The sequence below is a fragment of the Mesorhizobium sp. P3_A9 genome, from assembly GCF_056402975.1.
Genome location: NZ_JBFUGJ010000770.1, coordinates 1 through 750, shown reverse-complemented (window position 1 = coordinate 750; position 750 = coordinate 1). Strand labels below are relative to the sequence as shown.

Annotated in this window: 1 protein-coding gene; it reads left to right on the top strand. The window is 61.6% G+C overall.

The window, feature by feature from the left end; all coding sequences use genetic code 11:
- A partial coding sequence (locus AC1DX0_RS36655) for a type II secretion system F family protein (RefSeq protein ID WP_477359496.1) occupies nt 1-750 on the top strand: 750 nt, incomplete at both ends.

The window sequence follows — 750 nt, the reverse complement described above, 5'->3', positions numbered from 1 at the left end:
TCGACGAGAAGCAGAAAACCAAGGACAACGCGGTCAAGAAGCCGCCACTGAAAGCCCAGCTTCGCCAGGCCGGCATGAAGGTTTCGATCGAACGTTTCTACATCTATTCCGCTATATGTGGGATCGCGCTGGCGGTGGTCGCCTTCGTGGCCGGGGCGCCGCTGCTTGTCGTGCCAGGCGTGCTGTTGGCCGGCGCGCTCGGCCTGCCGCGCTGGTTCGTCTCGTTTCGCCGCACGCGACGGGTCAAGGCATTCCTCAACGAATTTCCAAACGCCCTCGACATCATCGTACGCGCGGTCAAGTCCGGCCTGCCGCTGAATGATGCCATACGCCTGATCGCCAACGAATCCCCCGAGCCGGTGAAGACCGAGTTTCGCCGCATTGTCGATTCGCAGCAGATGGGCCTGTCGATCCCCGATGCSACCTTGCGCATGSCCGAAACCATGCCGTGCACCGAGGCRAGTTTCTTCGGCATCGTCATCCAGATCCAGTCKCAGGCCGGCGGCAATCTSTCCGAGGCGCTGGGCAACCTCTCGCGCGTGCTTCGTGACCGCAAGAAGATGAAGGCCAAGGTCCAGGCGCTGTCCATGGAGGCGAAGGCGTCGGCCGCCATCATCGGCGCGCTGCCCTTCATCGTCGCCTTCCTAGTCTACCTTTCGAGCCCGCTCTACCTGATGCCATTGTTCAACACCAGCGTCGGCAATCTTATCCTCGGTTGTGCCGCCGTCTGGATGTCGATCGGCATTCTTG